Source organism: Burkholderia sp. AU31624 (assembly GCF_020420065.1).
In the GTDB taxonomy this organism is placed as follows: Bacteria; Pseudomonadota; Gammaproteobacteria; order Burkholderiales; family Burkholderiaceae; genus Burkholderia.
Window position 1 is genome coordinate 225,863 of record NZ_JAIZRT010000009.1, and the last position, 19,361, is coordinate 245,223.

The 19,361-nt window shown below is 67.6% G+C and carries 16 protein-coding genes and 1 pseudogene; 5 read left to right on the top strand and 12 right to left on the bottom strand.

Annotated features, from left to right (window positions below):
- Positions 1-18: 18 nt before the first annotated feature.
- The 3 genes from LGM89_RS29880 to LGM89_RS29890 form a co-directional block, all read right to left on the bottom strand.
- The gene (locus tag LGM89_RS29880) at positions 19-291 is read right to left on the bottom strand and encodes a hypothetical protein (protein WP_081421152.1); all 273 of its coding nucleotides are present in this window, start codon (positions 289-291) and stop codon (positions 19-21) included.
- Between the two features lie 61 nt (positions 292-352).
- Complete coding sequence (locus tag LGM89_RS29885; protein WP_089496019.1) at positions 353-880, bottom strand: BON domain-containing protein; 528 nt, start codon at positions 878-880, stop codon at positions 353-355.
- Positions 881-937: 57 nt separating this feature from the next.
- Positions 938-2,416 carry a sigma-54 interaction domain-containing protein gene (locus LGM89_RS29890; RefSeq protein WP_089496018.1) on the bottom strand — a complete coding sequence of 493 codons (1,479 nt, stop codon included), beginning with the start codon at positions 2,414-2,416 and terminating at the stop codon, positions 938-940.
- Positions 2,417-2,732: 316 nt separating this feature from the next.
- Between LGM89_RS29890 and LGM89_RS29895 the strand changes: the two genes are divergently transcribed.
- Both LGM89_RS29895 and LGM89_RS29900 read left to right on the top strand, forming a co-directional pair.
- A complete protein-coding gene (locus tag LGM89_RS29895; RefSeq protein ID WP_089428826.1) occupies positions 2,733-4,136 on the top strand; it encodes a GntP family permease in 1,404 nt (467 codons plus the stop codon).
- A 247-nt stretch (positions 4,137-4,383) separates the two neighbouring features.
- Positions 4,384-4,647 (top strand): DUF4148 domain-containing protein, encoded by a 264-nt coding sequence (locus LGM89_RS29900; RefSeq protein ID WP_226274825.1) that lies wholly within the window; start codon positions 4,384-4,386, stop codon positions 4,645-4,647.
- A 77-nt stretch (positions 4,648-4,724) separates the two neighbouring features.
- Here the strand turns inward: LGM89_RS29900 and LGM89_RS29905 are convergent, their stop codons facing one another.
- From LGM89_RS29905 to LGM89_RS29915, 3 genes are all read right to left on the bottom strand, one after another.
- Entirely contained in the window at positions 4,725-5,090 is a 366-nt protein-coding gene (locus LGM89_RS29905) for a 5-carboxymethyl-2-hydroxymuconate Delta-isomerase (RefSeq protein ID WP_089496016.1), read from the bottom strand.
- Positions 5,091-5,163: 73 nt separating this feature from the next.
- Positions 5,164-6,759: a thioredoxin family protein gene (locus LGM89_RS29910; RefSeq protein ID WP_226274826.1), complete on the bottom strand. Its 1,596-nt coding sequence runs from the start codon at positions 6,757-6,759 to the stop codon at positions 5,164-5,166.
- A gap of 273 nt (positions 6,760-7,032) precedes the next feature.
- Entirely contained in the window at positions 7,033-7,533 is a 501-nt protein-coding gene (locus tag LGM89_RS29915) for a GNAT family N-acetyltransferase (protein WP_226274827.1), read from the bottom strand.
- A 572-nt stretch (positions 7,534-8,105) separates the two neighbouring features.
- On the opposite strand from LGM89_RS29915, the pseudogene LGM89_RS29920 reads away from it, so the two are divergent.
- From LGM89_RS29920 to LGM89_RS29930, 3 genes and pseudogenes are all read left to right on the top strand, one after another.
- A pseudogene (locus LGM89_RS29920) lies at positions 8,106-10,445 on the top strand (phosphocholine-specific phospholipase C); the annotation flags it as partial.
- 227 nt (positions 10,446-10,672) lie between these two features.
- On the top strand, positions 10,673-10,942 hold the full coding sequence (locus LGM89_RS29925) for a hypothetical protein (protein ID WP_039349596.1): 270 nt from the start codon (positions 10,673-10,675) through the stop codon (positions 10,940-10,942).
- Positions 10,943-11,094: 152 nt separating this feature from the next.
- On the top strand, positions 11,095-12,090 hold the full coding sequence (locus tag LGM89_RS29930) for a DedA family protein/thiosulfate sulfurtransferase GlpE (RefSeq protein WP_226274828.1): 996 nt from the start codon (positions 11,095-11,097) through the stop codon (positions 12,088-12,090).
- A gap of 54 nt (positions 12,091-12,144) precedes the next feature.
- Here LGM89_RS29930 and LGM89_RS29935 read toward each other — a convergent pair whose 3' ends face one another.
- The 6 genes from LGM89_RS29935 to LGM89_RS29960 form a co-directional block, all read right to left on the bottom strand.
- Positions 12,145-13,605, bottom strand: coding sequence for an OprD family porin (locus tag LGM89_RS29935; RefSeq protein WP_089496172.1), 1,461 nt, complete (start codon positions 13,603-13,605; stop codon positions 12,145-12,147).
- 165 nt (positions 13,606-13,770) lie between these two features.
- Positions 13,771-14,790, bottom strand: a complete 1,020-nt coding sequence (locus LGM89_RS29940) for an ABC transporter ATP-binding protein (protein ID WP_226274829.1) — start codon at positions 14,788-14,790, stop codon at positions 13,771-13,773.
- A complete protein-coding gene (locus LGM89_RS29945) occupies positions 14,787-15,779 on the bottom strand; it encodes an ABC transporter ATP-binding protein (RefSeq protein ID WP_089496011.1) in 993 nt (330 codons plus the stop codon). Before LGM89_RS29945 ends, LGM89_RS29940 begins: the two co-directional genes overlap by 4 nt.
- Before the next feature lies 1 nt (position 15,780).
- Entirely contained in the window at positions 15,781-16,683 is a 903-nt protein-coding gene (locus LGM89_RS29950) for an ABC transporter permease (RefSeq protein ID WP_226274830.1), read from the bottom strand.
- A 13-nt stretch (positions 16,684-16,696) separates the two neighbouring features.
- Complete coding sequence (locus tag LGM89_RS29955) at positions 16,697-17,635, bottom strand: ABC transporter permease subunit (RefSeq protein ID WP_089496009.1); 939 nt, start codon at positions 17,633-17,635, stop codon at positions 16,697-16,699.
- 11 nt (positions 17,636-17,646) lie between these two features.
- Positions 17,647-19,260 carry a peptide ABC transporter substrate-binding protein gene (locus LGM89_RS29960; protein WP_226207249.1) on the bottom strand — a complete coding sequence of 538 codons (1,614 nt, stop codon included), beginning with the start codon at positions 19,258-19,260 and terminating at the stop codon, positions 17,647-17,649.
- Positions 19,261-19,361: the final 101 nt, after the last annotated feature.

Here is a 19,361-nt window from a genome sequence, read left to right on the forward strand (position 1 = left end):
CAGCCGGTTATCTCGGGATCAATAACCGCTCTTTTTCTTGCACGCGAAGAGAAGATTTCGCGTGGCGTCATCGCTCGATTGCTGAATCACTTCGAAATCGCCGTTGCAGATCGCCCGCGCATTGTCGGTGCAATTGCTCCAGTCGCTACCGGTGCATTGCACCTGGGTAGTCGGACGCCCGTCCGAAGTGAACAGCGGCGCGCTGCCGCCACACCCGCCGAGCCCTGCAACCAGAGCCAACACAACGGCCGCCCGAGGCCACCGACAGACCGACGCAAGCATGTGTTTCATTGTGGTTCCCGTCAACCTTTTTTTGAATGCCGCGAGTATGCCATGCGCGACCCTTCGGCCGTCAGTTCGGCGTACGGCCGGGTTGCCCGCGCGCCTTGTACGGCAAGCGCTTGCGTGGATCGTCGGTGATGCGAACGAACACCTGCTCGACGTCCGGAAGCGCCTCGAGTTCGCGCTGCAACGCCGGCTGATCGAACGCCGTATCCGCACATCCTTCGACGTAAATGAAACGTCGCTGCACGGTGATCCACAGGCTCGTGCCATGCAGCCGATCGGAGCCGGCGAAGTGCGCCTTCACGGCATCGGCGATCGGTGCGTCATACATATAGGAATTCGGCTTCGTGCAGCGATGCGCAAGCCAGCAGGTGGTGCCGCGTTCGGCGCGGTAATGCGCGTCGTCCGTCATCTCGGCCCGGGTCATCCATGGGCCGAGCGGCAACGGGCATTCGGCCACGTCCCGCGACAGCGCGATGAACGGATCGTTGTACCAGTTGCGCCGCGCCTCGGGTGCATCGGTGTCGCCGGACTGCGCGAACGCGGCGGTCGCCAGCCACATGGTCAGCCACCCTGCGATGCCGATCCGTTTCATCGTGATCTCCTGTTGTTCGATGCTTCACGTCCGAGCGCGCCGGCTTGGCCGTCTGGCTTACCGGTCGATGCCCAGCGCCGCCAGTTTCTTGTACAGCGTCGCGCGGCCGATCCCGATGCGCGCGGCCGCTTCCACCACCTTCCCGTCGCAGGCCGCCAGCGCATCGATCAGGAACTGGCGCTCCCACGCCGCCAATGCATCGGCATACGAAGCGGCCGGCACAGCAGGCCGCTCGCCCGCGCGCGGTTCGACCGGTGCCACGGCCAGCGGCTGCGCCGGCACGGCACCGTCCGTCGAGACGCGCACCGGCCCAAGGAACGGCGCGAGCGCGCGCGCATCGATCACCGACCGGTCCGACAGCATCAGCGCGCGTTCGAGCGTGTTGCGCAACTCGCGCACGTTGCCCGGCCACGGATACGCACACAGCATCCGCAGCGCATCGTCGGTCAGCTCGCAATGGGCGGCGCGCCCGTGCTGCGCGGCCAGTTCCTCGAGCGTCGCGTAGACGAGCGCCGCGATGTCGGACGCGCGCTCGCGCAGCGGCGGCGCGTGGATCGTCAGCACGTTCAGCCGGTAATAGAGATCCGCGCGAAAACGCCCGGCCGCGACCAGCGCCGGCAGGTCGGCGCTCGTGGCCGCGATGATCCGGACGTCGGCGCGCACGATCCGGTTCGAGCCGACCGGCTCGAATTCCTTGTCCTGCAGCACGCGCAGCAGCTTGCCCTGCAGCGGCAGCGGCATGTCGCCGATCTCGTCGAGAAACAGCGTGCCGCGATCGGCCAGCTCGAACTTGCCGATGCGCCCCTTGCGATCGGCGCCCGTGTACGCGCCAGGTGCCGCGCCGAAGAATTCGGTTTCGAGCAGCGTGTCGGGAATCGCGGCGACGTTGACGGTCACGAGCGGCTGGAGCGCGCGCGCCGACGCCGCGTGAATCGCATGCGCAAGCAGTTCCTTGCCGGTGCCCGTCTCGCCGAGCAGCAGCACCGGCGAATCGACCTGCGCGGCGCGGCGCGCCTGACGCTTGGTTTCGAGGCTCGCGGCGCTCGTGCCGACGAAGCTCGCGAACGTGTATTTCGCGCGGCGCGCCTGCGCGAGCGAACGCTGCGTCGCGATCAACTGCTGCTGAAGCTGGGCGTAGCGGGAAAAGATCGGCGTAAGCGTCTTCAACTGGTCGAACAGCGCAAAGCCGATCGCGCCGACCGTCTCGCCGGCCTCGTTCTTCAGCGGCAGGCGCGTGACGACGAGCGGCTCGCGGCCCGTCTCCATGATGTCGAGCAGGATCGGCTGCCCGGTCGACACGACCTCGCGCATCAGGCTGTTCGGGATCACGGCCTCGCAGTCGAGGCCGACGGCCTGCTGCGGATCGGCGAAACCGAAGCGCGCCGCGTACCGCTCGTTCATCCACACGACGCGCGCATCGCGATCGACGACCACCGTGCCCGCGCTCGAATCCTCGAAGGTCCGGAACAGCGACTCGGCGGCGCGCCGCAGCACGTCGCCGTAGTTGACGGGCAGGCGGGCCCAGTCATTCATCATCGTGTCGTCGTCTCCGTGTATTCTGGGCCGGCTGTCTCCGGAACGAGACGGATTATCTCACTCTGGAGACACGCCGCAATGCGTTGTCCGGGAAAGCCCTGCCCGATTCCACGGGCTGGCCGAACGGCCATTTCGTCTCCGGATGGAGACGTTTTATGTAGAATCCTCAGACAACGACCGGCGCGGGCCCGCCAGTCTCCGGCGGACCCATGTCCGGCGGTGCAATCCGGCCGATGGCACGAAACCTGCACGAACCTGAGCCGGTCCGCGGCGCGTCCCGCGATCGAACAACAACCAAAGCCATTAGGAGACTCCCTTGTCTTTCGTGATCGTCCTCGCCGCGCTGGCGTTCCTGATGTTCGCCGCGTATCGCGGCTACAGCGTGATCCTGTTCGCGCCGATCGCCGCGCTCGGCGCGGTGCTCCTGACCGAACCCGCCGCCGTCGCGCCGGTCTTCTCCGGCATCTTCATGGAGAAGATGGTCGGCTTCGTCAAACTGTATTTCCCGGTGTTCATGCTCGGCGCAGTGTTCGGCAAGGTGATCGAACTCTCCGGGTTCTCCGAGTCGATCGTCCATGCGGCGATCCGCTACATCGGCCGTTCACGCGCGAATGCGGTGATCGTCGCGGTGTGCGCGCTGCTCACCTATGGCGGCGTATCGCTGTTCGTCGTGGTGTTCGCGGTCTATCCGTTCGCAGCCGAACTCTATCGCCAGAGCAACATCCCGAAACGGCTGATGCCCGGCGCGATCGCGCTCGGCGCGTTCTCGTTCACGATGGATTCGCTGCCCGGCACGCCGCAGATCCAGAACATCATCCCGACCACGTTCTTCAAGACGACCGCCTGGGCCGCGCCGGTGCTCGGCACGATCGGCTCGCTGTTCATCATCGTCGTCGGCCTCACGTATCTCGAATGGCGCCGCCGTTCGGCGATGGCGAAGGGTGAAGGCTACGGCACGTCGCTCGTCAACGAGCCGGAGCGCGTCGAGACCACGTCGCTGCCGCATCCGGCGCTCGCGATCCTGCCGCTGATCCTGGTCGGCGTGTCGAACTTCGCGTTCACGAAGCTGATTCCGCAGTGGTACGGCGCCGCGTCGTACACGGTCGCGCCGGACGTGCTGCCCGGCGTGCACGCGCCGGTCACGACGTCGATCAAGACGGTCGTCGCGATCTGGTCGGTCGAGGCCGCGCTGCTGCTCGGCATCGTGCTGGTCGTGCTGACCGCATTCAAGCGCGTGAGCGGGCGCTTCGCGGCCGGTTCGAAGGCTGCCGTCGCCGGTGCGCTGCTCGCCGCGATGAACACCGCGTCGGAATACGGCTTCGGCGGCGTGATCGCCGCGCTGCCGGGCTTCCTCGTCGTCAGCGATGCGCTGAAGAGCATCCCGAACCCGCTCGTCAACGCGGCCGTGTCGGTCAGCTCGCTCGCCGGTATCACGGGCTCGGCTTCGGGCGGCATGAGCATCGCGCTCGCCGCGATGTCGGACCTGTTCATCAAGGGTGCGCAGGCCGCCAATATCCCGCTGGACGTGCTGCACCGGGTGGTCGCGATGGCCAGCGGCGGCATGGACACGCTGCCGCACAACGGCGCGGTAATCACGCTGCTCGCGGTCACGGGCCTCACGCACCGCGAGTCGTATCGCGACATCTTCGCGGTGACGATCATCAAGACGCTCGCGGTGTTCTTCGTGATCGCCGTGTATTACACGACGGGGCTCGTGTAACACCCCGCGGCGGCCCGTCTCCGGGCCGCCGCCCGCCGGCCGCGTCGATGCGGCCGGCCGCGCCTCCACCCATCCCCCCTTTCTGCCGCACGCCGCCCACGCGCGCTCGCCGGCTCACGCATTGTTACCCGCAGCAGAACACTACGTTGGTCGCAGCGGCATTTTTCGCGCGTCGGGCGAGGCCTACACTGCTTTCAACGGTGACCGCATGCAATCGGCGCCGTCGAAAACCTGGAGGTATCCGCTCATGAACCCGCTCATCCGCACCATCGCCGTCGCCGCCGTCTTCGCCGCGCCCCTCGCCGCGCAGGCGCAAGCCAGCCAGCCGCTCACGCGCGCCGAAGTTCATGCCGAAGTGGTTGCACTGAGAAAGGCCGGCTTCCAGCCGAGCGACTGGTTCTACCCGGCCAGCATTCAGGCGGCCGAAGCGAAGATCGCGCGGCAGCAGGGTGCGCCGCGGGCCGCGGGCGCCGGCGACGGCAATCGCGGCACGTACTCCACGGGCCAATAGTCCGGTTTCGAATCCGCCGGCCGTGCGCGCATCACCGCCGCGTTCGCGGCTCGCGCGGCACGCACCGCACCGTCCGCTCAGCGTGGCTCGATGCTCGCTTTCGCGTAGGACTCGCGTTCCAGTTCGAGTATTTCCGCGCTCAGCTGCAGGTGCGTGCCGGGCGGCGCAACGACGTGCCGCTTCAGTTCCGTCAGTACCTGCTCCGACAATTCACGTTTGACGTCGGTCGTCCGGCCGCTCAGCACCGCGAGCGTCGCGTGGACGAACGCGCGCGGCGCCGGCGACGTGCCGACCGCGAATGTATCGAACCGCAGCGCGCGGCTCTTGATGTCGAGCTCGTTGAAATGACCGGACGCGGCGAGCGCGGCATTGAGCGCGCGCAAGGTCGCGGCGCCGTCGAACCCGTCGAGGTTCGCGGAGTATTCGAGCGTCAGGTGGGGCATGGTGTCGGTGGCCTCGTGGGTATCGGGACAAGCGCCGGAAGGCATCCCGACAGCCCACGCAGTGCCACCGGATCTATGCCTTGACCGGCTGGATCAGGCGCGCGCAGGCACTTGCCTGCGGATCGCCGGCGGGCAGTTTCCCACAGATGCCGTCGAACTGCTTCGCGATCGATTTGACCGATGCATCGTGTGCGCCGCTGGCGCGCCACTGGTTCAACTGCGTGACGACCTTGGTCAGCGCGCGCAGGTTCGCGCCGTAGAACGCGTCGCGCGTCTTGTCGGCCTGCGCGAGCACGCTCGCGGCAATCCCTTCGATGCGCGCCGAATCGTCCGGCGCCAGTTGGACCGCATTCGCAAAATAGGTCGCGCCCCAGCGCAGCTTCGTCGCCGGCCCGCTCGCCGAGTCATAGGCCTTGCGGTACCAGTCGAGCGCCGCGGCCTTGTCGCCGCGCGCCTTCGCATTCGCAGCCAGCCCGGACATGAAGTAGTACGGCGTGGACGAGCGCGTCAGCTCGGTCTTCAGCAATGCATCCGACTCGTCGTACAGCCCCGCGTCGGTCAGCGTGTCGGCCCCTTCGCTGACGAGCGCCTGCCGCTCGTAGGCATTCGCGGCGCCCTGCACCGACGCGGCGATCTGCTTGCGCGCCGTGTCGGCCAGCGCCGGCGCGGCCAGCGGTGCCCCCTTGCGTGCATCGCCGCGCGCGAGCAGCACGCGGCCGTGCAGCGCCATCAGCCGGTCGATCGACGACAGCGTGGTATCGGTCGACAGGCGCGCGAGGGCCGTGTCATACGCGCCGCGCAATTTCGCGCGCTGCGCGTCGTCGCCGCCGAGATACGCGACCACGCGCGCGGGCGCCGCAACCAGCACGTCCGAGTCGGCGCGCGACAACACCGGATCCTGCAGCACCTTGCGCAACGAATCGGCAAGCGCCGCCTTGTCGAGCGCGCCGGCCTGCGCCGGATCGTCGGACGCGGCGACCACGGCCGACTTCAGCGCGAAACGCGCCGATTCGGCCTTCGCGCCAGCCGCGCGTGCGCGTTGCGCGAGCGACTGCAGCGTCTCGGCGACGCGATCGGCCGCCACCGGCAGCGCGCCGTCGGTATCCCACGAATAGTCGGCCAGCAGGCGCCATTCGTCCGGCGTCAGCGACGCACCATTCTTCAGCGCGGTCGCGAGCGTCTGCCGCACCGGATGCGCGGCCGTCATCCCGAGCGACAGCGCCTGCATGTAGCGATCGAGATCGGCTTCGCCCGGCAGCCGCGTCACTTCGGTGCCGTCGGGACGGAACAGGATCATCGTCGGATAACCGTGCACCTTGAAACGCTCGCCGAGCTTCTGCGCGCTTTCGGTATCGCCGTCGAGATACACGGGCACGAAGAACGACGAGCGCGTCTTGAATGCCTGCTGGCTGAAGATCGTCGACTTCACCTGGTTGCACGACGGGCACCACACCGCGCCCCAGTAAAGCAGCAGCGGCTTGCCGGTGCGCTTCGCCAGCGCGAAGGCGGCGTCGACGTCGCCGTGCTGCCACGCGATGCCGGGCGGCAGGTGCGCGCCATCAGGCGCGGCGCTCGCCGCCGGGGCGCCCGTGGGCGTGGCAGCGGCAAGCGCCGCACCCGCGGCGGCGAACAGGCAGGCGGCAGTCAGATTCCGGAGAGCAGTTTTCATCGAAGCGGGTCCGTTGAAAGAGACGGTTGCGGGATAGGTGCGGCGCGCGAAGCGATGGCTGCGAAGTCACAGCCATGAAGCCATGACGATGAAGCCTGCCGACGTGCAACGCCGCGCATGATCGTTTCGGAAAAACGCACGCCGGCCGAGGCGGCCGGCAAATCCTCCGACGATACGACGGGCACAGCCGGGAGAAAACGAACGAATTCTCAAATGAATATGACGCGCGACATCGCGGCCGCGCGTGCTGTCAGATACGTGTCGGCCGGGCCTTCACTGCCGCGGCTTGATCCGCGCCATGTGATACACGGACGCATGCGCGCCATCGCGCAATGCATAGCCCGGCGATTCACCTTCGACCCGGAAGCCATGCTTCTCGTAGAGTGCGACAGCCGCGCGGTTGTCGGTGAACACGGTCAGCTCGAGACGCGTGATGTTCAGCCAGTTTTCCGCGAGATCGATTGCGGCCGCGAGCAACCGGCTGCCGACGCCGCGCCCGTGGTGCATCGCGTCGACCATCATGCCGAGCCCTGCCGCATGGCGACGGCGCGGATTCTGTTCGGGATGCAGGCCGAGATGGCCGACCACCACGCCGTCGATTTCGGCGACGAGGCTCACGCCATGCTCGCGCACGCCGTCGAGCCGCTTCTGCCATTTCTCGAGCGACGGAAACGGATGCTGCAACGTATTCGCGTACACCGCGGGATGCGCGGCGATTTGCCGGATCGCGTCGACGTCGTGCGCCTCGCTGTGCCGGATCGTGATGTCGGTCATGGGTGGGCCGGTTCCGAAAAGTCGCGCCAGTCGCGCGGGCTGCGACACGTGCGCAGCAACGTGTCGAGCTTATCCGATTTCACGCATTTGAAACATGGGCGTCATGCGATGCCGTTGCACCCGCAACGATGCGCGAGTACCCCCTCCATCGCGAACCGGAAAAATATGACCGATTTCTCACGCCCCGATCGGTAATTCCTGACCCATTCCGTCGCGCACCGCTTCCCGATTAATCGTTGCGCACACAACGTCATACGCACGACATGCGATGTCATGTCTTCATCACGTCGACGTCACGCCGCCTCCCTAGACTGGTCGCCGCCCAACCCGGCATGTGCCGGGCCGGCGTGTGCCGACGTCCTGGCCGCGCATCACGAGCGCGCGTTGCACGGAATCGCGGCGACGGCCAACGCATCCGCGCGCCACCACGCATCGCGCGCGATGCGCGCACCTCCGCCACGCGCGGCCGATGCACTCGAACGCACGCGCCGCGCGAATCGTCCCAGGGGGCGATGCACGGGCGCTGCCAGACGAAGTCACGAACGCTCCCATCATCACAGGACCCGAACGCCATGACGTCACGCCGCAAATTCCTTCACCAAACCGCCACTTCCGGCCTCGCCGCCGCCGCGCTGTCCGCGTTTCCGCCGAGCATCCGCCGCGCGCTCGCGATTCCCGCGTTTCACGAAACGGGGACCATCCAGGATGTGAAGCACGTCGTGCTGCTGATGATGGAGAACCGCGCATTCGACAGCTACTTCGGCACGTTCAAGGGCGTGCGCGGCTACGGCGACCGCTTCGCGGTGCCGTCGCCGAACGGCCGCGACGTGTTCCACCAGACGTACACGAAAGCGACGCCCGCCACCACCGTCACGCCGTATCACCTCGACGCGAGCCAGGGCAACGCGCAGCGCGCGGGCGGCACGCCGCACACGTGGGCCGATGCGCAGGCCGCGTGGGACCACGGCCGGATGAACCGCTGGCCCGACGCGAAGACGCCGCTGTCGATGGGCTACTACGACGCGGCGGAAGTACCGTTCCAGCGCGCGCTCGCCGATGCGTTCACGCTGTGCGACCACTATCACTGCGGGATGCACACGGGCACGATCGCGAACCGCCTGTTCTACTGGAGCGGCACCAACGGCCCGAACGGCATCAGCCCGGCCGACGGCAACCGCGTGAAGATCGCCGCGCTGAACAACCAGTTCAACGGCGGCAACGACATCGGCCCGTCGAGCCAGGGCTGGACCTGGACCACCTACGCCGACCGGCTGCAGCAGGCCGGCGTGAAGTGGAAGGTGTACCAGAGCCTGATCGACAACTTCGGCTGCAACGAGATGATGAGCTTCCGCCACTGGCGCGCGGCGATCGAGCAGATGCCGCCCGCGCGCCGGCCGGCGTACGTCGCGTCGACCGACATCACGCAGCCGGTGACGGCGGCCGGCGCGTTCTACGATCCGGCGATCGACGATGCGCTGAGCCCGCTCGCGAAGGGGTTCGGCAACACGATGCCGTACGGCTTCCTCGAATCGTTGCGCGACGACATCCGCAACGGCGCGCTGCCCGAGGTGTCGTGGATCATCCCGCCGTCCGTGTACAGCGAACATCCGGGGCCGTCGAGCCCCGCGCAGGGCGGCTGGTACGTGCAGGCCGTGCTCGATGCGCTGACGGCGAACCCGGAGGTATGGAGCAAGACCGTGCTGCTGGTGAACTACGACGAGAACGACGGCTTCTTCGACCACATGCCGTCGCCGGCCGTGCCGTCGCGTAACGCCGACGGCACGCTCGCGGGCGGCCACACGCTGCGGGACGCCGACGTCGCCGCCGAGTACCACGACTTCACGCCGGCCACGTCGAGCCAGCCGGCGATCGACGGCCGTCCGTACGGCCCGGGCCCGCGCGTGCCGATGTGGGTCGTGTCGCCGTGGAGCCGCGGCGGCTGGGTCAATTCGCAGGTGTTCGACCATACGTCGACGCTGCGCTTCCTCGAAAAGCGCTTCGGCGTCGCGGAGCCGCAGATCAGCGCGTACCGCCGCGCGGTGTGCGGCGACCTGACGAGCGCGTTCAACTTCCGCTCGCCGAACCACGAACCGCTGCCGACGCTGGCGGGCCATACGACGAAAAGCCAGGTCGACGCGCTGAGCGCCGCGCAACAGGCCGCGCCGAAGATCGTGCCGCCGGCCGCGCCGTCGCTGCCCGCCCAGGCGACCGGCGTGCGCCCGTCGCGCGCGCTGCCTTACGAACTGCATGCGAGTGCGCGTGCCGATGCCGGCACCGGCACGGTCACGCTGAAGTTCGCGAACACGGGCCGCGCCGCCGCCGTGTTTCACGCCTATGACAAGCTGCACCTCGACCGCCTGCCGCGGCGCTACGTCGTCGAACCGGGCAAGACGCTGCACGGCGACTGGGCCGCGCGCGCCGACAACGGCGGTAAATATGACCTATGGGTGCTGGGCCCGAACGGCTATCACCGCCGCTTCACCGGCGACCTCAGCCGCCTGGCCGGCGCACGCGCGCCGCAGCCGGAAGTGCGCGTCGGCTATGCGGGCGCGAGCGGCAACCTCCATCTGAAGCTGCACAACCACGGCGGCGGGACGGTGCGCTTCACCGTGAAGTCGAACCAGGTCTACGGGCCGCTGTCCGGCCATGGTGCGCACGACGATCGCGGTCGTGGCCACGGCAACGAGGACGGCAACAGCCAGGGTCATGGCCACGGCACCGGTACCACGTGGACGGTCACGGTGCGCGCCGGCGACCAGGCCGAGCTGCACTGGCAGCTCGACTCGACCGGCCACTGGTACGACTTCATCGTCACCGCGGACAGCGACGCGAGTTTCTCGCGTCGTGTCGCCGGCCGCGTCGAAACCGGCCGCCACTCGGTCAGCGACCCGGCGATGGGGCTCGCCGCCCGGGCCGGCCCGGCCGCGCACGGCGGTCAGGCGCCGGCCGCGGCTGTGCCCGATCCGGCGCAAACGCCCGCCCGGCGCGGCTCAAACATCAGATGGATCCCTGGTTCAGCCCTCAATTCCCCCCAACGAAATTGCTCCGAATTGCGGCCCGTTCGCGTTAAACTGCGCCAAGCTGCATTCAACAAAGACATCTTCGCCACTACGGCATCCACGATACGAGGATAGGTTCGATGCGCACTACCGGCTCATCCGGGGCAATGACCCTGCTCACCGAACACGACCCGACCGACGGTCGCGAACTGCGCTCGCTCCGGCTCGAAGCAACCGGCGACGGCAAGAGCGTGCTGCTGATCGAGATCGACGAACGCAAGCCCGGCATCCACCGCGAAGTCCGCTACGAGATCACGCCGGCCGAACTGATCGCGGCGATCCGCTCGCACGGCGCCGAGCTCCCCGGCGAAAACCACGGCGCCGCGTCGCTCGCCCGCACCTCCTCCTGATTTCGACCGGTGAGCCGCGCGCAACGCGCCGGCTCACCGTGTCCGCCGCCGCCGTCAGGCACTTTGCGTTATTCCCGCCGCTGACTTGAAAAAGGCCGATAATCGGCCCATCTGCGTGCTTTCCGCGCGCGTTTCCTTTTCGGCCAGCCGTCATGCTCCTCCGCGACCTCGTCGCCCAATACGGGCCGCTTCTCGTCTTCGCCAACGTGCTCGCGGCGGCCATCGGGCTGCCGGTGCCCGCGATGCCGACGCTCGTGCTGTTCGGCGCGATGTCCGCGATGCATCCGGCGATGATCGGCTCGCAACTGGTCACGGTGGTCGTGCTGTCGGTGCTCGGCGCGCTGATCGGCGACACGGTGTGGTACCTCGCCGGCCGGCGCTTCGGCGGCACGACGCTGAAGACGATCTGCCGCCTGTCGCTGTCGCGTGACAGCTGCGTGAAGAAAACCGAACGCTTCTTCGGCCGCTACGGCGTGCGCGTGCTCGCCGTCGCGCGCTTCATTCCGGGGCTGTCGCTCGTGTCGGTGCCGATGGCCGGCGCGTTCGGCACGCGCTATCGCACGTTCCTCGGCTACGACGCGCTCGGCGCCGCGCTGTGGACGATCGTCGGGCTGATGGTCGGGCTGATGTTCGCTCGCCAGATCGACTGGCTGTTCGCGGGTGCGGGCCAGCTCGGCCGCGCGGCGCTGCTGGTGGCCGTCGCGGTGCTGGCCGTGTACGCGGCGATCCGCTGGATGCGCCGCCGCGCGCTGATCCGCCAGCTCGCGAGCGCGCGGGTCGGCGTCGACGAGCTCGACGCGATGCTGCGCGATACGTCCGCGCCGGTGGTCCTCGACGTGCGCTCGCCCGAGCACCGCAAGCTCGACCCGTTCACGATTCCCGGCGCGCAGTTCGCCGACGAACGCCAGGTCGGCGACATCGTCGCGCGTTATCCGTTCTCGCAGAAGTTCGTCGTGTACTGCTCGTGCCCGAACGAGTTCACGGCCGCGCTGATGGCGAAGCGCCTGCTCGACGCCGGCTTCACCGATGCGCTCGCGCTGCGCGGCGGCCTCGATGCATGGCGCGATACGGGCCGCCAGCTCACGTCGCTCGTGGAAGAGATGCCCGCTGCGAACGATCCCGTCGCGGGGCTGCACAAGCCGGCCTGATCGCATCGATCGAAGGCCGGCCGTGCGAGGCGGGGGCGCCTGCGCCCCCTGCGATCAGAACGCGTGCAGCGGCAGGTTCACGACCAGGCGGTACTCGGTGTTCGTCGCGTCCGAGTAGTGTGCCGAGCCGGCGTGCCACATCGCGATGAACGTGACCTTCGTGTCCTTCAGCTTGCCGCTCTGGAACGTGTACGACGGGATGAAGCCGAACTCGTGGTGACGGCCCTGCACCGGCGCACCGTTGCTCCAGTAGATGCTCGACTTGCTCGGGTCGTTCGCCGCACCCGCGCTGCCGTCCGCCCCCCAGCCCGTCACGCCCCAGACCATCGCCTTGAAGCCCGGCAGGCCCGCTTCCTTGCCGTAGAACGTGTAACGCAGCTGCAGCGACTTTTCGTGCGGCGCGTTGTAGTCGACGTCCATCGAGTTGGTCAGGAAGATGCCGTTCGTTTCGTTCAGGTAGTCGAAGAACTGGTCGCCGAGCACCTGCTGGAAGCCGAGCAGCAGCTCGTGCGGGCCGTGCTGCGCGGCCAGCGACAGGCTGTATGCGTTGTTGTTGATCTTGCCTTGCAGCGCATCGCCCGTGTCGTGCGTCGAGTAGACGTTGCCGAAGCCCGTCCACTTGATCGTCTGCGGGCTGCCGATGCTGTGCTTCACCGACGCGTAGTACTGGTGCCACACGTCGTCGGCCTGGTTCGCGTACAGCGCGATTTCGCCGTTCGGCGAGTAGTCCCACGTGCCGCCGACGTACGACAGGCGGTTGATGCGCGTGCCGCCGTATTGCGTCGTCAGGTTGGTGAGCGTCGTGTGACCGCGCGCGTCGGTCTTCGTGAAGCTGCCGGCCTCGAGCATCACGTTCTTGAATTCATTGCTGACGAGCGTCGCACCGAGGAACGTCGGCGGCAGCGCACGGTTGTCGTGCTGCTCCATGAACGGGTTGTCGACGGCCTGCAGACCGTACTTGACCACCGTGTTCGAGATGCGCGCCTTCACGTCGTAGATGCCGGGATAGGCCCACGCGAGCTGGTTGCCGCCACCGCCGCCCTTCGCGATGTGCACCATGCTGCCGGCGCCCTGGCCGCCGTCGAGCTTCAGCGCCGCATACAGCGATGCGTCGAAACCGATACCGATCAGGCCCGTCGTGTAGCCCGACTCGAAGTTCGCCATCGCGCCCTGAACCCACGCGTGGCGATGCGGCCCGCCCTTGGCGTCGAGCGTGTCCGCATAGTTGCGGAACAGGAAGTTGAGATGGCTGTCGGCAATGAAACCCTTCGACTGCGACTGGGCCGACGGCTCGTCGGGCGGCGTGACGGCCTGGTTCGCTTCGGCGTTGATGATGGCGTTCGGGGTCGTTGCCTGCGCAACGGTCGTGCCCGGTGCGGCCTGCGCGACCGTCAGCGGGGCGGGGGCCGCGTCGTCGGCGTGCGCGACGCCCGTCAGCGAGACACCGGCGAGCGCCGGCAGCCCCCAGGCAAGCAGCATTTTCGATGCCGTCCCGATCGTCTTCTGTTTTTTCATCGTCATTCTCGTCTTGTGTTGATATCGTCCACGCCGGTTGCGATCCGCGCCCGGCCCCCCGGCGCGCCCGATTAAGGACGCGCCTGTACCCGCGGCGCGAAGATCGTTCGCGCCGCACCTACCCCTGTTGACCTGCCTTGGTTATGTTTGCTGCGTCACTTCAGCTCACGCCACACCCGCGCGGATGCACGCGACACGCGCGGCCGACCCCTGCCGAACTTCCGGCAGCGGCACGTCCTGCGCGCACGCTTCGATCGCGACCGGGCAGCGCGTGCGGAACGCGCAGCCGGACGGCGGGTTGAGCGGCGAGGGCATCTCGCCCGCCAGCAGCATCGGACGGCGAGCACGCTCGCGCGCCGGCTCCGGCGTCGGCGCCGCGTCGAGCAGCGCCTTCGTGTACGGATGCTGCGGCACGCCGTACACGTCATGCCGCGTGCCGAACTCCATCACGCGGCCGAGATACATCACGAGCACACGCTGGCTGATGGCCTTCACCACCGCCAGATCGTGTGCAACGAACAGATAGGACAACGACAGTTCGCGTTGCAGGTCGCGCAGCAGGTTCACGATCTGCGCCTGGATCGACACGTCGAGCGCCGAGACGGGCTCGTCGCAGATCACGAGCTTCGGCTCGCCGATCAGTGCACGCGCGATGCCGACGCGCTGGCACTGCCCGCCGGAGAATTCGTGCGGATAGCGCAGCAGGTGATGCGCGTTCAGGCCGACGCGTTCGAGCATCGTGACCACGCGGCGGCGCACCTCGGTGCGGCCGAGGCCGGCCTGGTGCGTGACGAGCGGCTCCGCGACGACCTGTTCGATCGTCATGCGCGGATCGAGCGACGCGAGCGGATCCTGGAAGATCATCTGCACTTCGCGCCGCATCGCGGTACCGCGCAGGTGGTCGGGCGCGACGGCTTCGCCGCGCCATTTCACCGTGCCGGCCGTCATCGGCACGAGGCCGATCAGCGCACGCGCGAGCGTCGACTTCCCGCAGCCCGATTCGCCGACGAGCCCGACGGTCTCGCCGCGCTTCACGTCGAACGACACGCCGTCGACGGCGCGCAGCGTCCCCTTCGGCGACCACGGATAGCCGCCGAGCGGCACGCGGAAATGCACTTTCAGACCCTCGACGGACAGCAGCGTGTCGTCCGTCGCGCCGGCTTGGCGGCGTTCATTGACGCTCATCGCAGACCTCCCGTCAGATCGGCCACCGGACGGTGGCATGCGCGCACCGCGCCCGCGGCGCCATAGGTTTCGAGCGCGGGGCGCGCCGCGCCGCAGCGTTCTTCCGCATACGTGCAGCGTTTCGCGAACGCACACCCGGCCGGCGCGGTGCCGGGCATCGGCGGATTGCCGGGAATCGCGACGAGCGGCGCATCGTCCGCGTCGGTCAGGCGCGGCAGCGCGTTGAGCAGGCCGATCGTGTACGGATGCGACGGCGCCGCGAAGATCGATTCGGCCGGCGCGTATTCGACGGTGCGGCCCGCATACATGACCATCACGTCGTCCGCGAGGCCCGCGACCACGCCCATGTCGTGCGTGATCAGCACGATCGCGGTGCCGCGCTCGCGGTTCAGCTCGCGCAGCAGGTCGATGATCTGCGCCTGCACGGTCACGTCGAGCGCGGTGGTCGGCTCGTCGGCGATCAGGATTTCCGGTTCGGACAGCAGTGCCATCGCGATCATCACGCGCTGGCGCATCCCGCCCGAAAACTCGTGCGGATACATGCGGATGCGGCGTGCCGCGTCGGGGATCCGCACCGATTCGAGCGCCTCGATCGCGCGCTTGGTGGCTTCCTTGCGCGACAGCTTGCGATGCAGCTGCAGCGTCTCGGTCATCTGCCGCTCGATCGTCAGGAACGGATTGAGCGACGTCATCGGATCCTGGAAGATCATCGCGATCCGGTCGCCGCGTATCTTGTTCAGCGCGCGTGAATCCATCTCGAGGAGGTTGTCGCCGCGATAGCGCGCGGCACCGGTGGTCGTGCCGTTGCCGGCCAGCAGGCCGAGCATCGCCATCACGGTCTGGCTCTTGCCCGAGCCCGATTCGCCGACGATGCCGAGCGTCTTGCCGGCTTCGAGCGAGAACGACACGCCGCTCACGGCGTCCACCGGCGGCGCGTCCTTGCGCGTGAAGCGCACGCCGAGGTTGTCTACTTCCAGCAGTGCACCCATTTCAGCGATCCTTCGGGTCGAGCGCGTCACGCAGGCCATCGCCGACGAAGTTCACGCAGTAAAGCGTCACGCACAGCATGACGGCCGGGGCCAGCAACAGCCACGGCGTCGATTCCAGTTTCTGCGCGCCGTCCTGGATCAGCACGCCCCAGCTCGTCATCGGTTCCTGCACGCCGAGGCCGAGGAACGACAGCACCGATTCGGTCAGCACGATGCCCGGCACCGAGACCGTCGCGTACACGACGACCACGCCGAGCAGGTTCGGCACGATGTGGCGCCGCACGATCGACGCCGGCGTCACGCCGATCGCCCGTGCCGCATCGACGAACTCGCGGCTGCGCAGCGACAGCGTCTGGCCGCGCACCACACGCGCCATGTCGATCCACGAGAACGCGCTGATGGTCAGCACGACCAGCATGAACGAGCGGCCGAACAGGGTCATCATCAGGATCGCGATCAGCAGGTACGGGATCGCGTACATCATGTCGACGATGCGCATCATCACGGAGTCGACGCGGCCGCCCGCGAAGCCCGCGGTCGCGCCCCATGCGACGCCGAACAGGCCCGACACGAGCGTGCCGAGCAGGCCGACCTCGATCGACACGCGGCCGCCGATCAGCGTGCGCACCAGCAGGTCGCGGCCGAGCTCGTCGGTGCCGAACCAGTGCTGGTTGGCCCAGGTCGGCGGCAGGCTGATCGAGCCCCAGTCGCTTGCCGAAGGATCGGCCGCGAGCAGCCACGGGCCGACGAAACAGGCAAGCGTGATGAGCGTGAGCAGCACGAGGCTGAACACGGCCGCACGGTTGTGAAGGAAGCGCGCCATCGCAAGCGCGAGCGGCGAGCGCGAACGCGGCGGCGAGTCGGTCTGCACAGGCAGGCCGACGACAGGTGTAGTCGGAGTCATCGCTGTGCCTCGCTCAATAACGGATGCGCGGATCGAGCCACGCGTACGCGAGGTCGACCAGCAGGTTGAACAGCACCGCGCAGACGGTCGTCAGCACGACGAGGCCGAGCACCAGCGTGTAGTCGCGGTTGATGGCACCGTTCACGACGAGCTGCCCGAGCCCCGGCAGCGCGAACACCGATTCGGTGACGACGGCCGCCGTGATCGACGTGATGCAGACCGTGCCGAACAGCGACACGACCGGCATCAGCGCGGGCTTCAGCGCATGGCGCAGCACGATCGTCGAGCCCGGCAGGCCCTTCGCGCGCGCGGTTCGGATGTAGTTGCTCGACAGCGTCTCGATCATCGAGCCGCGCATCACGCGCGCGAGCAGCGACATGTTGATGAAAGTCAGCAACACGATCGGCAGCAGCCGGTACTGCCAGCCGCCGTCACCCCAGCCGCCCGCGGGCAGCCAGCCGTTGCCGGACGACGTCTTCAGCAGGATCGCGAAGATCCACACGAGCACGGGGCCGAGCACGAACGGCGGGATGACGTTGCCGAAGTTGCCGATCAGCATCACGAAGCGGTCGATGAAGCTGTCGCGGCGCACGGCCGCGACGGTGCCGAGCAGCACGCCGCACACGATCGAGATCGGGATCGACACGCCGCCCACGCCGAGGCTCACGGGCAGCGCCTTCTTCACGAGATCGTTCACCGACCAGTCGACGTAACGGAACGACGGGCCGAGATCGCCGTGCAGCAGCGCGTTCAGGTACAGCAGGTACTGCTTCCACAGCGGCTCGTCGAGGTGGTACTTCGCGTTCAGGTTCGCGAGCGTGGCCGCGGACAGCTGCTTCTCCGTATCGAACGGGCCGCCGGGCGTGAAATGCAGGAGCAGGTAGCAGACGGTGACGACCGCGAGGATCGTCGGCACCGCCCATAACGTGCGCCTCAGTGCGTAGGCCAGCATGATCGCTCCGCTCAGTGCTTGATCAGGTACATGTCCTGCGAAGCACGCATGTCGATCACGTTCTTCAGCGAGTAGCCGCCCACGTACGACTTCACGAGGCGGTCGGCCGAATACTGGAACAGCGGCACCATCGGCGTGTCGTTCAGCGCCGTGTCGTGCGCCTGCGTGAGCAGCGCGGCGCGCGCCTGGTCGTCGAGCTTCTGGTTGCCTTCGTCGACGAGCGTGTCGACCTGCTTGTTGCAGTAGCCGACGGTGTTCTGCGCGCTGCCGCAGCGGATCAGGTCGAAGAAGGTCATCGCGTCGTTGTAGTCGGCGAACCAGCCGTCGCGCGCGATCTGCACCTTGCCGTCATGCCGCTGCTTCATCAGCACCTTGAATTCGACGTTCTCGAGCTTCGTGTTGACGCCGAGCTTCGTGCGCCACTCCGATGCGGTGAACAGCGCGACCTTCTTGTGCAGGTCGTTGGTGTTGTACGTGAGCGTGAACGACAGCGGCTTCGCGTCCGAGTAACCGGCCTGCTTCAGCAGGTCCTTCGCGGCCGCGATGCGCTTGGCCATCGGCCACGACGCCCATTCCGGCGTGAACGGTTGCTGCACGCCCTTCGTGCCGTTCGGCATCAGGCCGTACATCGGCTTCTCGCCGGCCTGCGTGAGCTTCGACGTGAGCACGTCGCGATCGATCACCATCGACAGCGCCTGGCGCACGCGCTTGTCCTTCAGCGCCGCGTCGCTGTTGTTCAGGTAGTAGTAGTACGTCGCGAGCTGCAGGCCCTGGCGAAGCTCGCCGCCGAACTGCTTGCTGACCTGCTGGAAGATGCCCGACGGGATCGAGTAGCTGTAGTCGATCTGGCCGGCCTGGTACATGCGCATCGCGGTTTCGTCGCTTTCGATCGGCAGGTACGTGACCTTGTTGATCACGACCTTCGACGCGTTCCAGTACTTCGCGTCCTTCGTCGCCACGATGCGGTTGTTCGGCTGCCAGTCGACGAGCTGGTAGGCGCCGTTGCTGACGATGTTGCCCGGGCGCGTCCATGCATCGCCGAACTTCGCGACGACGTCCTTGTTCACCGGCACGAGCGGCGCCATCGCGGTCAGCTCGGGGAAGAACGCGACGGGCACGTCGGTCGTCACTTCGAGCGTGTACGGATCGACCGCGCGCACGCCGAGCGTCGACGGTGCGGCCTTGCCTGCGATGATGTCCTTCGAATTCTTGATGAACTCGACGAGGATCGTGTATTTCGAGCCCGTCTTCGGATCGACGAGGCGCTGCCACGAATAGACGAAATCGGCGGCCGTCACCGGCTGGCCGTTGCTCCACTTCGCGTCACGGCGAAGCTTGAAGATCCACGTCGTCGGCGATTTGCGCTCCCACGACAGCGCGACGCCCGGCACGACCTGGCCGGCGGCATCGATGCGGGCCAGCCCTTCGAACAGGTCGAGGCCGATCGTGTTGCCGGTCCACGACTCGATGTGCGCGGGGTCGAGCGATTCGACTTCGGCGGGCACCTGTCGCGTCAGGTCCTGTTGAGGCGCGAGCGCGACGTTCGACGGAACGGTAACGGCGTGGGCGGCAGGCGTCAGGGCGAGCGCGGCCAGCACGGCCGACATGGCATGCAAGGATTTCATCGTGGCAGTCTTGAGAAAGGTTGTTCGGTGAGCGTCGCGCGGCGGATGCCGCGGATTACGCTTGAGACGCTGACGGGCGCAGCGATTGAGGAGGCCCGTGA